This is a genomic window from Streptomyces shenzhenensis, assembly GCF_003688995.1.
GTDB classification, from domain to species: domain Bacteria; phylum Actinomycetota; class Actinomycetes; order Streptomycetales; family Streptomycetaceae; genus Streptomyces; species Streptomyces shenzhenensis_A.
Window position 1 is genome coordinate 109,026 of sequence record NZ_PENI01000030.1, and the last position, 10,737, is coordinate 119,762.

Genomic DNA, 10,737 nt, shown 5'->3' on the forward strand with positions numbered 1-10,737 from the left:
CTCGACCTCCTGCTTCTTCCTACGGCCGCGGCTGTTCGGGACGGTCCAGGCGAGCCTCCGGCGGAGCGTCCCCCAGGACGACGACGGCCCCGGTCAGCCCCCGGCCCTCGTCATTGCCCGTGGTCGAGCCGAACCAGTAGTAGCCCGGCCCGTCGAGGTTGAGGGTCGCGTGTCCCCGTGAATGGTTCACCAACCAGATGAACTTCCGGTCCCCGTTGCTCGGCAGGAGCGCGCAGTGTGTGTTCAGGTCGTCATTGACGAGTTCGAGCTCGATATCGCCTCCATGGGGCATGACCAGAATGGAGGGATCCCAGGTCAGCTCATCCGGGTTGATGCGGATGGTGGCCTCCATGTGGCCATCCGACCTCTCGACGGCCCGCCCGATACGTCCGGTTCCCAGCACTTGACCCAGCGCTGCCTTGTTCTGTGCGGCCAACCCGATCTTGTCCAGCAGGTCGGCTCGCTCCTGCGCGGTCGTCATCGGGCTTCACTCTCCTCGTCCCGAATATCTCTTCGTCCCGAATATCTCTGGGGTGAAAACGGTCTCCGAATCGACCTCGAAATTTCCTTTTCTGTGTCGCCCGGCACCCGGCTGCAATCGGCAGTCCAAGAGCGCCTTACGTCGGGTGAATCACACCGACAAAGGCGGACAAAATGATGGTCAACAAACACGCTACGCCGGTTGGATCACACCGACAAGGCAGCGGGCAGGTCCGGACCGCTCATGCCGTTCGTCCGCAGCCGGCCGCCGTTCGCAGCCGATGTGCCACCGCCGGCATCGATTCGTCGGTGCGACGAGATCGCTCACCGGCCCGGACCGGTCACGACGCGTCTCCCGATATCCGGGCCCCGGCGGAGGGGCGGGCGAGGTCGTACCGGTCGAGGTTCATGACCTTGTCCCACGCGGCGACAAAGTGCCGCACGAACCTCTCCCGTGCGTCGTCGCTCGCGTAGACCTCCGCGACGGCACGCAGCTCGGAGTCGGAGCCGAAGACGAGGTCGACGCGGCTACCGGTCCACCTGACCTCGCCGGTGACGCGGTCGCGCCCCTCGAAGATCTCCGCGGTCGCGGAGGCCGGCTTCCACTCCGTGCCGGTGTCGAGCAGATTCACGAAGAAGTCGTTGGTCAGCGCCCCGGGCGTGGAGGTGAAGACGCCCAGCGACGACTGCTGGTAGGTGGCGCCCAGCACCCGCAGGCCGCCCACGAGGACCGTCATCTCGGGCACGCTCAGATTCAGCAGGTTCGCGCGGTCGATCAGCAGGTGCTCCGACGGCAGCCGGCCGCCCCTGCCGCGGTAGTTGCGGAATCCGTCCGCGAGCGGTTCGAGCGCCGCGAAGGACTCCGCATCGGTCCACTCCTGCGTGGCGTCGGTGCGTCCCGGCACGAAGGGGACCTGAATGTCGTGGCCGGCGGTCCTGGCGGCCTGCTCGACGGCTGCGGCCCCGCCGAGCACGATGAGGTCGGCGAGCGAGATCTTCCTGCCCCCTGTCGGGGAGCCGTTGAAGGACTCTTGGACCTTCTCCAGGGTGCGCAGCACCTGTGCCAGTGTGCCGGGGTCGTTGACCTCCCAGCTCCGCTGCGGCTCAAGGCGGATGCGCGCGCCGTTCGCCCCGCCCCGCTTGTCGCTGACGCGGAACGTCGAGGCCGACGCCCACGCGGTCGAGACGAGCTGGGAGACCGAAAGTCCGGAGGCGAGGATCCGGCCCTTGAGCACGGCGATGTCCGTCGCCCCGACGAGTTCGTGGTCCACCGGGGGGACCGGATCCTGCCAGCGCAGCGTCTCCCGGGGAACCAGCGGTCCGAGGTAGCGCTGGATCGGGCCCATGTCGAGGTGCGTCAGCTTGAACCAGGTCCGGGCGAACACCTCCGCGAGCTGGTCCGGGTTCTCCAGAAAGCGCCGCGAGATCGGTTCGTAGACCGGGTCCGATCGCAGCGCCAGGTCCGTCGTCAGCATCGTCGGGGCGTGTGTCGTCGAGGGGTCGTGGGCGTCCGGCACGGTGCCGGCCCCGCCGCCGTCCTTCGGGATCCACTGCCACAGACCGGCGGGGCTCAGCTCCAGGTCCCACTCGTAGCCGAACAGGGTCTCGAAGTAGCTGTTGTCCCATCTCGTCGGCGTGGGTGTCCACGTGCCTTCGAGCCCACTGGAGACGGCGTCCGCGCCCTTTCCGGTGCCGTAGCCGCACTTCCAGCCCAGGCCCTGCCCCTCGAGAGGGGCGCCCTCGGGTTCGGGGCCGAGGCAGGCGTCCGGATCGGCCGCGCCGTGGGTCTTGCCGAACGTGTGGCCGCCCGCGATCAGCGCGACGGTCTCCTCGTCGTTCATCCCCATCCGCCGGAACGTCTCGCGGATGTCCCGGGCCGAGCCGAGCGGGTCAGGGACGGTGTTCGGTCCCTCCGGGTTGACGTAGATGAGGCCCATCTGGTCGGCGGCCAGCGGGGGCTCCAGCTCCCGGACGCCGCCATGGCGTTCGTCGCCGAGCCAGGCGTGCTCGGGACCCCAGTAGACGTCCTCGTCGGGCTCCCAGACGTCCGCCCGGCCGCCGGCGAAGCCGAACGTCCTGAAACCCATCGTCTCCAGGGCGCGGTTGCCCGCGAAGACCATCAGGTCGGCCCAGGAGATCCTGCGGCCGTACTTCTTCTTCACCGGCCAGAGCAGCCGGCGCGCCTTGTCGAGGTTGCGGTTGTCCGGCCAGCTGTTCAGCGGCGCGAAACGCTGCATGCCGGCGCTCGCGCCACCGCGGCCGTCGCCGACGCGGTACGTCCCGGCGCAATGCCACACCATCCGGAGCACGAGGGGCCCGTAGTGGCCGAAGTCGGCCGGCCACCACTCCTGCGACGTCGTCAGGACCTCGTCGACATCCCGCGCAAGGGCGTCGAGGTCGAGCGTCCGGAACTCCTCGGCATAGTCGAAGTCCTCGCCCATGGGGTCGGCCATGGCGGGGTGTTTCCGGAGGACCGCCAGGTTGAGCCGGTTCGGCCACCAGTCGCGGTTGCTCGCGCCTCCGGTCGGGTGGCTGCGGTGCCCGGCCGGGACAGAGAGGCCGAGGCCGCCCGCGCGCCCGGTGTGCATCTCGCCGACAAGGGCGTTCGGACTGTCGGACACGGGAACCTCCTTCCGGGAACAGGGGCTCAGAGGTGCAGCGCACGACGCACGGCCGGCGCGTTCCGCCGGGAGACCGGCACCATTTCATCCGCCCGGTCGTCCATGACCAGAGACAGTTCGCCCTTGAGCCCGCGCTCGATCTCCCGGACGCGGCTGAGGTTGACCAGATACCGGCGGTGCACCCGCAGGAAGCCGGCATCCGCCAGCTCACTGTCGAGCTTGTCGAGGCTCAGGGAGGCGGCTCGCAGTCGCCCCTGATCGGTGGCGAGCCACACGTTGTTTCCCTGCGACTCGGCGAAGGAGACCTCCGGCAGCCGCAGCAGCACCATCCGGTTGTCGCGCATCGCGACGAGCCGGCGCGGCTGTACCCGGGGGTGCGCGGGACCCTCCGCCTGCGGCAGCTCTGCCCCGTCGGAGGCACCGAACGAGACCAGGTTCCCGATCAGACGTCCCGAGGTGAAGACGGGGCGGATGCTGACCGATGTCGGCTCGTCGGCGAGGCGGGCGAAGATCTCTGTCGAGCCGACCCAGTCGGGATTGCGGGCCGCCTGGCTGGTGGCGTACCGGGCAGCTGTGATCAATTCCGGCAGCCCGGGGTTCCAGCGCAGCGTGGGATCGACCGCCGGGGTGCACGCGGGCACGCCCAGGAGCACGCTGGCCACGTCGTCGGCGACCACCACCTTGCCCGCGGTGTCCACCGCCGCGAGCGCCGTACCGGAACGCGCCCTGGCCTGTGTGTAGGCCGCGACCAACTCGGCGCCGCTGTCACGGGCGCGTCTCTTCAGCGAGTCCTGGGTCATGGTGACCGCGTTCGCCAGCCAGCTTTCCGCGGACGCGGGGAGTTGCCTGCGCCAGCAGCAGATGTTCAGGACCGCGATCGGTTCCCTGGTCACCACGTCTCGCACCGCGACCCCCGCGCAGGCCCAGCTGTGGAAAGCCTCGCACCAGTGCTCGGCGCCCCTGATCGGTACCGGGCCGTGCGTCTCGAGCGCCGTACCCATGCCGTTCGTGCCGACCGCGCGCTCGGACCAGCAGAACCAGGGCGCCAGATTGGAGTCGCCGGCGCGGGCGAGCGTGGCTTGATCACCCCACTCGGCCAGGATCCGGCCGGTGGCATCCGTGACGGTGACCGCGCCACCGAGGCTGCCGACTTCGTGGGCCACCGAGGCGGCACGGAAACCCAGCTCGGCGAATACGACGTCGTGCTCGGGCGTGTGGTCGGGCTCCGCGACGGCCACGGGAGCCTTGGCGAGGTGCGGATCGACCTGGTACTGCTCCCGGCAGCGATGCCAGGAGATCGCGACGAGAGGCCGGATCCCGAGGACGTGATCCTCGCCCTGCACGAACCGTTCCCACGCCGCGAGCACGCTGCCGCCGCCCGGGTGCACCGGGATGGGTTCGAGCCGATGTGCATCCCTCATGGTTCACAACTGCCCTTGGTGCGTCCCCGACGTCCGATGCGGGTCTTTCTGCTTCGTCACTCGTCCCAGGTTGTGTCACGACCTGTACTCCCCACCCTAGGTTGGGGGTGCCGATAAAGCATCCGCCCAGGTGAAGCGACTGATCACCGCTTTTCGGGCTGCGGCGACCCACCGAACTGATCACTGCGCGGTCCCGTGAAGCGCCGTTCAACGCGTTCACGCGCTCGGTGCCGGATGCTCTTCCCCGGCGATTCGCGTGCGGGGTTTCCTGATGGCGCACGGGAGACAGGTGGAAGCGACGCGTACGCGCAGTGATTGCGGGCGTGGCAATGCGCCTTGGCGTAGGCGGTCTCGCTCACCTGTGCCATGCGTCGGCCCAGGTTGGGCCAGCGGAGCATGCGAAAAGCGAGGGGGAGGTATAGCCATGTCTGCCAGTGTGATTCGTGGGATGGGTGTGTGTCTGCCGGAACGTGTCGTTGCCAATGAGGATCTCGAGGACCGATTGCAGACGTCGGATACCTGGATCCGTACCCGCACGGGCATCCATCGCCGTCGCTGGGTCGAACCGGGGACGGGCACCGGGGACCTCGCGACCGTCGCCGGGGCCGGAGCTCTGAGCTCCGCGGGGATGGACGCTGATTTCGTTCTGCTGGCCACGACCACCCCCGATCGTCCATGCCCCGCGACCGCGCCCGAGGTGGCCGCCCGAATCGGCCTGGTCGATGTGCCGGCTGTGGACATCTCGGCTGTGTGCTCCGGGTTTGTCTACGGGCTCGCACTGGCCTCATCGCTGATCTCCTCCGGCGTGTGTGCCCGTCCTCTGGTGATCGGGGCAGAGGTCTATACGTCGATCATTGATCCCTCGGATCGAGGGACTGCGGTCATATTCGGCGACGGCGCCGGAGCCGTGCTGCTGGAACAGGGCGATGAGGAGGAGCCCGGAGCGATCCGCGCCTTCGACCTGGGAAGCGACGGAAGCAACAGCGATCTCATCGCGATCGCTGCGGGTGGCTCGCGAGCTCCGCATCGTGACGTGCCTGCCCCGAAGGAGGACAGGTACTTCCGCATGCAGGGCCACAGTGTCTTCGCGCAGGCGATTCAGCGGATGACCTCTTCCTGCCTCTCCGTACTGTCCCGCACCGGGTGGCCGTCCCAATCGGTCGATGTCTTCATCAGCCATCAGGCCAACCAGCGCATCGTCGACGCCGTCGGTGACCGGCTGGGCGTCGATTCGAGTCATCGGTTCGGCAACATCGCCGAGGTGGGCAACACCGCTGCGGCGTCCTTGCCCTTGGCCATGGCGGACGCGGCGACCCGCGATGGGGTCGAGCCGGGGGCCCGGACCCTGCTCACGGCCTTCGGGGGCGGACTGACCTGGGGTTCAGTTGCGCTGAACTGGCCCGATGTCAAACCGATTCATGGCGTGCCGGCTCGTCCGAGCAGTGGCTGACGCCCGCGCCACAGAACGCACTTTTCGAATAATGGGGAGGAAACCCGGTGTCTTCCGATTTTGCGGTTCACGAACAACGCACGTCTATCGGTATTACCGGCATAGGCACGTACTTGCCGCCCCGGGTCCGCACCTTCGCGGACACAGCCACGATGGTGGGGATGCCCGAGCAGTGGGTACTGGAGCGAACAGGCATCCGCAGTCGACACGTCGCCGACGATGACCAGGCCACGTCGGACATGGCTGCGCAGGCGGTCAGCAGTGCCCTGATGTCAGCCGGACTCACGGCCGAGCAGCTCGGGCTGATCCTGGTGGCCACCACTACCCCGGATGAGCCCTGCCCCTCGACGGCCTGCCGGGTCCAGGGCCTGATCGGCGCGGCGCAGGCGGTGGCCATGGATGTGGCGGCGGCGTGCTCGGGATGGCTGTTCGCCGCCAAAGTGGCCCAAGCATGGCTCACGGCCAACCCCGAGGTGGAGCACGCCGTGGTCGTGGGAAGCGAGACGTACTCCCGCTTCCTGAACCCCGACGACCGTGCCACTGCCGCATTGTTCGGCGACGGAGCCGCGGCCACCGTGGTGAGCCGGGTCGCTGGGGGCGAGGGATTCGCTCCCATCATCCTGGGGTCGGACGGCAGTCGCGGCGATTTCGCCTGGATCCCCGGCGGCGGTAGCCGCATCCCGGCTTCCGCGGAAAGCGTGCGCGAGCGCTCCCACACGGTGCATATGGACGGCCGCGCCGCACGGGTATTCGTCTACGAGGCCTTTCCGAAGCTCGTCACAGAGGCCCTCGCTCGCACCGGTACCCACCCAGAGGAACTCGCCGCGGTCGTGGCGCACCAGCCCAACCCGATTCTCCTCCGCCGTGCCTACGCCAACACCGCTCTGCCGCCGGACAAGTTGGTCGTCACCGGTGACCGGGTGGGCAATCTCGGTGCCGGCGCACTGCCCCACGCACTGAACGAAGCCGCCGTCAGCAAGAAGCTCGTACCCGGCGACAAGGTCCTCATGGTTGCCTTCGGCGCCGGCCTCACCTGGGGCAGCACCGTCTTGACCTGGAGCGGAACCGCCGACCACGCGCTCTCCTGACGTCCTGTCCCGGCGTCGCGGCAACACCACCGAAGAGGCATCACCCTCATCCTTGCACCCCATCCCTCTCACACGCAGCCAGGAGCTTCTCATGGTCACCAGTAACGAGATCTACACGACCGCAACAGAATTCCTCACAGGGCAGCTTCAGGTGTCGCACGACACCGTCGCACCCGACGCCACTTTGGACAGCCTCGGATGCGACTCACTCGCCGCAGTGGAACTCTTCCTCCATCTGAAGGACAAGTTCAACATCCACGTGGACGAGGGCAAGGCCGATCCTTCCCTCACCGTCGCGCAGACCGTCGCCCTGTTCGCACAGGAAATAGACGGCACGACCTCGGCGCCGTGACCAAGCCGTTCGCCGTGGGCAGGGTGTTCCTCTTCCCCGGCCAGGGCCGCCTCCACGGCGCCCACCTGCGCGAGGCGATCCAGCGCCCCGAGGACCGGGCCGCAGCACGCGAGGTGTTCGAGGTCGTCGACGGTCTTGCTCGCCCCTTCGGAATGTCCACCAACGACTGGTGGGACCGATCCGGCGCCGCCGACCCTGAAGACGCACAGCCTCTTGGCACGCCCCAACTCATCATGTTCGCCACCTCCATCGCGCTGTCCCGCACTCTGATGTCCCAGCACGCACCGCCGGACGCATTGATGGGATGCAGCTTCGGCGAGATCGCCGCCTTCGTCGTCGCCGGAGCATGGACGCTCGCCGATGGAGTCAGAGCGGTGTGCGAACTGGAGTCGGTCCTGGACAAGGTCCGAGGCAGCGGCGGCATGCTGCTGCTCCACGACAACCCGGACACCGTCCAGGGAGTCATCGACACTCTGCGCCTGCCCCGCGTCGTGATCTCCTGCCGGACCGGCCCGTATCAAACAGTGATCAGCGGGCCCTTCGAGGATCTCGACATGACCGCTTCGGCCGCCCGCGACCTCGGTATCCCCACGACCCGGCTGCCCATGGTGCGATGCCTGTCCCACCACCCGGAGGCCGCCGAATCCGCCGACCGCTACCGCGCCCGCCTCACCAGCATCGCCCAAGCCCCTTTTCGTATCCCGGTCTACTCCCCGTGCGCCGGACGCTGGTACACCGCGGACGACGACCTGCGCCGGCGCCTGGCGGACAACCTCCGCCTCCCGCTCGACATCACCAGCGCTCTGCACGCCTTGGCCCGCCACGGTGCCAGCTGCTTCGTGGAATGCGGCTACGGCGGCGGCCTGGCCCAGGCCGCCGCCGACACGGTGCAGACCACCTGCGTCCACAACCCGCTCCGTCCCGCACGCCATGACAGGAAGTGAGCCTTACACCGATGAAAGCTCTGGTATTCCTCGATACCAACAAGGTAGGGCTGGTCGGCAAGCCGATTCCGGAGCCCGGGCCATGGGACGTGGTGGTGCGGACCACCGCGTCAAGCATCTGCACCAGCGACATCCACACCATCGCCGGCGGCATCGCCATCCCACAGGGCCGGACGCTGGGGCATGAGAGCGTCGGCCTGGTACACCGGGTGGGTGACAAGGTCACCGGGTTCAACGAGGGTGACCGGGTCGTTGTCGGCGCCCTCACGCCCTGCGGATACTGCGACTACTGCCAGCGTGGCCACAGCACCCAGTGCGGGGGAGCGTTGGGTGGTTTCAAGTGGACGACGCAGCGAGAGGGCAACCTGTCGGAGTACTTCGTCGTCAACGACGCTGCCTACAACCTCACACACATCCCTGACGACGTGACCGATGAGCAAGCCCTCTACGCGACGGACGTGTTGGGGACGGGGATAGCCGCGGCGCAACTCGCCGACATCCCGGTGGGCGGAACGGTGGCGATCATCGCGCAGGGGCCGGTGGGCCTGTGCGCGACGATGGGAGCACGCCTCCTCGGAGCGGGTCTGGTCATCACGACCGCGACCAGGCCCGAGCGGGCCCGGCTCTCCGAACGCTTCGGCGCCGACGTGGTGCTCAACCCGCGCCGGTGCAACGTGGTGGAGGAGGTCCGCGCGCTGGTCGGGCCGGAAGGGGTCGACTCCGCGATCGAGGCCCTGGGCACCCATGAGACGTTCGAGCAATGTGTGCGGCTCATCAAGCCCGGCGGCACCGTGGCCAATGCCGGCTATCACGGATGGGAGTCCCAGGCACCGCTGCCGATTCCCATCGTCTCGTTCGGCATGGGCATGAACGCCAAGACCATCCGTGGGCTGCTGGCGCCGGGAGGCCGGGAACACCTGACCCGGATGCTGCGGCTGCTGCAGACCGGCAAGGTCGACCCCACGCCCCTGACGACCCACCGGTTCCACTTCTCGGAGGTCGAGCGTGCGTTCCAGCTGATGTCCGACAAGGGCGAAAAGATCATCAAGCCGGTCATCACTTACGAGGAAGGCGACCTGTGAGCCAGCGACGCGGAGCGGGCCTGCTTGGCTGCGGCTACCGAATGCCCAGGAACGTACGACGCAACAATGACCCCGTCTTCGAGTGCCTGGACACCTCGCGCGACGCACAGGGCATCTATCAGTCCTTGCTGTTTCGCGACTTGGACCGCCGGCACTGCCTCGGCCCGGACGAGTCCATCACCGACCTGGTCACCGAATCCTGTCAGCGCACCCTCGACTCCGCCGGCGTTTCAGCGGACGACGTGGACCGGCTCTACGGCTACATAAGCGTGCCCGAGTACAACGCACCCAACGAGCTGTACCAGGTCCATCACGACCTGGGCCTCAGCCGGAACGCGATGGTCGTACCGATCAATGGCGAACAGGCCAATTTCCTGTCCGGGCTGGTACACGCCGCCGAGGCCGTTCGATCGGGAAGTGCCACGTACTGTCTTGTCGCGTGCGGGAGCAACTGGAGCCAGCACGTCGACTACAGCCAGGGCCATTCCACCTCCATCGGCGATGGAGCGGGGGCGACACTCATAGGTCCGTCCGACCGCTTCGTAGTGATCGATCACGCGTCGACGACGAATACGTCGTACTACCGTTATGCCACCATGGCCGTACGGCCGTTGACCGTCCACTCCCGCCGCCAGGTGCCGGTCGACAAGGCCGGGATGCCCATCGCGACACTCGAACTCACTCCGTCCGGTATTGAGGTGGTGTCCTCCTGGATCAAGAACGGCATCCCCGAACTCGTCAACGAACTGCTCGATCGCCATGGGATCAACGGCGACCAGATCACTCTGATCACCTATCAGAGCGTGCGGATCCTCCTCGACCATTGGGCTGAGCGCATCGGCCCGAAGGAATACGTGGACACGCTCGCCGAGTTCGGCCACATGATCGCCGCAACATATCCCGTGAACCTCGCCTACGCATTCGACAGCATCTCCACCGAGTACGTCGTACTCGCCGGCGTCAGCTTGGGGATGCAGTTGGAGGCCGTGCTCATCCGGGTGTGAACAAAGGCCGGAGAGCCCGGCTGCGGTCGACGCATGCTGTCGCTTCCGCAGCGGCAGGCAAGATCCCACGCACTGTCCCATCTCACGGCCGCAGCGCTCGGAGAGCGGCTTGGAGGCCCAAGTGAAAGAAATCCTCGACGCGATACTCGCGTTGGACACAGCGGACGTCGTGTCCGCCGACTTCGCCGCCCTGCCGCTTCCCGAGTCGTACCGCGCGATCACTGTGCACAAGGACGAGACGGATCTGTTCGACGGGCTCGTGACCCGTGACAAGGATCCGCGCAAGTCGCTCCAT

9 protein-coding genes and 1 pseudogene are annotated in these 10,737 nt (G+C 67.6%); 7 read left to right on the forward strand and 3 right to left on the reverse strand.

Going from position 1 to position 10,737, the window contains the following annotated elements; all coding sequences use genetic code 11:
- Positions 1-19: 19 nt before the first annotated feature.
- The 3 genes from CTZ28_RS34795 to CTZ28_RS34805 all read right to left on the reverse strand — a co-directional run bounded on the left by CTZ28_RS34795 (position 20) and on the right by CTZ28_RS34805 (position 4,522).
- Entirely contained in the window at positions 20-481 is a 462-nt protein-coding gene (locus CTZ28_RS34795) for an MSMEG_3727 family PQQ-associated protein (RefSeq protein WP_121893727.1), read from the reverse strand.
- 340 nt (positions 482-821) lie between these two features.
- Positions 822-3,068 carry a catalase/peroxidase HPI gene (katG, locus tag CTZ28_RS34800; protein ID WP_398657358.1) on the reverse strand — a complete coding sequence of 749 codons (2,247 nt, stop codon included), beginning with the start codon at positions 3,066-3,068 and terminating at the stop codon, positions 822-824.
- Positions 3,069-3,127: 59 nt separating this feature from the next.
- Positions 3,128-4,522 (reverse strand): DNA-binding protein, encoded by a 1,395-nt coding sequence (locus CTZ28_RS34805; RefSeq protein ID WP_121893729.1) that lies wholly within the window; start codon positions 4,520-4,522, stop codon positions 3,128-3,130.
- 424 nt (positions 4,523-4,946) lie between these two features.
- On the opposite strand from CTZ28_RS34805, the gene CTZ28_RS34810 reads away from it, so the two are divergent.
- The 7 genes and pseudogenes from CTZ28_RS34810 to CTZ28_RS34840 all read left to right on the forward strand — a co-directional run.
- Positions 4,947-5,972, forward strand: coding sequence for a beta-ketoacyl-ACP synthase III (locus tag CTZ28_RS34810; RefSeq protein WP_121893730.1), 1,026 nt, complete (start codon positions 4,947-4,949; stop codon positions 5,970-5,972).
- A gap of 47 nt (positions 5,973-6,019) precedes the next feature.
- A complete protein-coding gene (locus CTZ28_RS34815; protein ID WP_183154738.1) occupies positions 6,020-7,060 on the forward strand; it encodes a 3-oxoacyl-ACP synthase III family protein in 1,041 nt (346 codons plus the stop codon).
- A gap of 91 nt (positions 7,061-7,151) precedes the next feature.
- Complete coding sequence (locus CTZ28_RS34820; protein WP_121893731.1) at positions 7,152-7,412, forward strand: phosphopantetheine-binding protein; 261 nt, start codon at positions 7,152-7,154, stop codon at positions 7,410-7,412.
- Positions 7,409-8,356 (forward strand): ACP S-malonyltransferase, encoded by a 948-nt coding sequence (locus tag CTZ28_RS34825; protein WP_121893732.1) that lies wholly within the window; start codon positions 7,409-7,411, stop codon positions 8,354-8,356. The genes CTZ28_RS34820 and CTZ28_RS34825 overlap by 4 nt, the downstream gene beginning before the upstream one ends.
- Positions 8,353-9,438: a zinc-binding dehydrogenase gene (locus tag CTZ28_RS34830; protein WP_259471943.1), complete on the forward strand. Its 1,086-nt coding sequence runs from the start codon at positions 8,353-8,355 to the stop codon at positions 9,436-9,438. Before CTZ28_RS34825 ends, CTZ28_RS34830 begins: the two co-directional genes overlap by 4 nt.
- A complete protein-coding gene (locus CTZ28_RS34835; protein WP_147481238.1) occupies positions 9,435-10,442 on the forward strand; it encodes a 3-oxoacyl-[acyl-carrier-protein] synthase III C-terminal domain-containing protein in 1,008 nt (335 codons plus the stop codon). The genes CTZ28_RS34830 and CTZ28_RS34835 overlap by 4 nt, the downstream gene beginning before the upstream one ends.
- Before the next feature lie 121 nt (positions 10,443-10,563).
- A pseudogene (locus tag CTZ28_RS34840) lies at positions 10,564-10,737 on the forward strand (crotonyl-CoA carboxylase/reductase); the annotation flags it as partial.